Raw genomic sequence first — 2,039 nt, 5'->3', positions numbered from 1 at the left:
GGGTCGCCAAGCCGCAACGCTCGATCCAGACCAATGTCGAATTCTATACCGCGCTCCTGCTCGAAGCCGCGGGCTTCCCGAAGGAGGCGTTCTCCAACGTCTTTGCCGCCGGCCGCGTCGCCGGCTGGATTGCGCATGCGCGCGAGCAGCAGGCGACCGGACGCCTGATCCGGCCGCAGTCGCGCTATGTCGGGCCGGTGCCCGATCTCGTCGCCTGACGCCGCGAGCAAACCCCAATGCAATACTCCGCGTCCGGCAGCGGACAGTTTTTTCATGAGCGAAATTTCACCCGATCACGCTTGTGTGCTCGTGTTCTTGCCTTGGTCCGTCCTTATATGCTGCGCTGCAACATAGGCTGACGGCAGCGGTCCCGCTCCAATGACGCAGGGGCAGGCCGGCACATCGAGACAAGGAACGCCATGGCGAAGAACGGCAAGGCGGGGGACAAGAAGAAGATCAACATCGCGCTTCAGGGCGGCGGTTCGCACGGCGCCTTCTCCTGGGGCGTGCTCGATCGTCTGCTCGAAGACGGGCGGCTCGAGATCGCTGCCGTGTCCGGCACCAGCGCCGGCGCGATGAATGCGGTGGCGCTGGCCGACGGCTTCGTGCGCGGCGGCGTCGAGGGCGCGCGCACAAAGCTCGATGATTTCTGGCGTGCTGTGGCCTCGAAGGGGCGGTTCAGCCCGGTGCAACGCATGCCGTGGGACGTCGTCTGGGGGAACTGGTCGATCGAGAACACGCCCGGCTATTTCTTCTTCGACACCATGTCGCGGGTCTTCTCGCCTTACGTCGCCAATCCGCTCGGCCTCAACCCGCTGCGCGATGTGGTCGAGAAGGAGATCGACTTCGGCAACGTGCACGCCTGCAAGTCGATGGAGCTCTTCATTTCGGCGACCAATGTCGAGACCGGGCAGCTGCGCGTCTTCTCGGATGGCGAGATCGACCTCGACACGGTGATGGCGTCGGCCTGCCTGCCGCAATTGTTCCGCGCCGTCGAGATCAAGGGCGTGCCCTATTGGGATGGCGGCTATGGCGGCAATCCGGCGCTCTATCCGTTCTTCAAGACTGCGGCGACCGAGGATGTGCTGCTCGTGCAGATCAACCCGGTGGTGCGCGAAGGCACGCCGAAGAGCGCCAACGAGATCCAGAACCGCATCGACGAGATCACCTTCAATGCCGGGCTGCTGCGCGAATTCCGCTCGATCGCCTTCGTCAAGGAACTGATCGCGGCGGGACGCCTGCCGCATGGCGAATACCGCGACATCCGCATGCACCGCATCGATGCCGACGAGGCCTTCAAGGATCTGTCGGCCTCGTCCAAGGTCAACGCCGAATGGGCCTTCCTCGCCTATCTGCGGGACCTTGGCCGCAGTGCGGCCAGCGATTGGCTGGAGGAGAATTACGACGCGGTCGGCAGCCGAGCGACGCTCGACCTCTCGGGCGAGCTCGACGACGGCTTCAAGCCGATGCGCGGCCCGGCGCCGGGCCGGCGGGTCAAGGAATTCCTCGCCGCGCGCATCAAGCCAGAGTCAGCGCGCCGGCGAGCCTAGCTGCCCAACCCTGTCGCGCGCTTCAGCAGGCGCTGAAGTTTCCCTTGCGGAACCGGCGATATGCTGGATTCACCCCCGTCGCGCGAGTAGTTTACCTCGACGTAAACGGGAGGTAGCGATGCTGCAGACCAGACAGAACTCTCTCGGGGTCAAGTTTGAGGCGCAGTGCAGGGCTTTCGAGAAGGACCCCTTTCCTGGCCTCGCAGTGCGCAAGGACCGGCTGAAGCGGCTGCTGGCGCTGACCGAAAAGCATGAAGCCGAGATCTGCACGGCGATCGACAGCGATTTCACTCGACGGGCGGCGCAGGAAACACGGCTTGCGGAACTGTTCGTCGTTCGCGCCGGCATCAAGCACGCCATCCGGCATCTGCGCGGCTGGATGCGCGAGCGCCGCGTCGCCACCAGCCTGCCGTTCCTGCCGGGGCGCAACCGCCTTCTGCCGCAGCCGCTCGGGGTCGTCGGCATCGTCTCGCCCTGGAACTATCCTGT

At 65.0% G+C, this 2,039-nt stretch carries 3 protein-coding genes; all 3 read left to right on the top strand.

Translation table 11 applies throughout. From position 1 onward, the window contains the following. On the top strand, positions 1-218 hold a 218-nt coding region (locus EOA60_RS30545; RefSeq protein WP_281060796.1), incomplete at its 5' end, for a citrate/2-methylcitrate synthase. Positions 219-419: 201 nt separating this feature from the next. Then, positions 420-1,550: a patatin-like phospholipase family protein gene (locus EOA60_RS30540; protein ID WP_095824064.1), complete on the top strand. Its 1,131-nt coding sequence runs from the start codon at positions 420-422 to the stop codon at positions 1,548-1,550. 118 nt (positions 1,551-1,668) lie between these two features. Further along, a partial coding sequence (locus EOA60_RS30535) for an aldehyde dehydrogenase family protein (RefSeq protein ID WP_128312439.1) occupies positions 1,669-2,039 on the top strand: 371 nt, incomplete at its 3' end.

The organism is Mesorhizobium sp. M1A.F.Ca.IN.020.06.1.1 (assembly GCF_004023265.1).
Classification (GTDB): Bacteria; Pseudomonadota; Alphaproteobacteria; order Rhizobiales; family Rhizobiaceae; genus Mesorhizobium.
The sequence above is the reverse complement of the archived record's forward strand: the minus strand, read 5'-3'. Positions and strand labels throughout refer to the sequence as shown.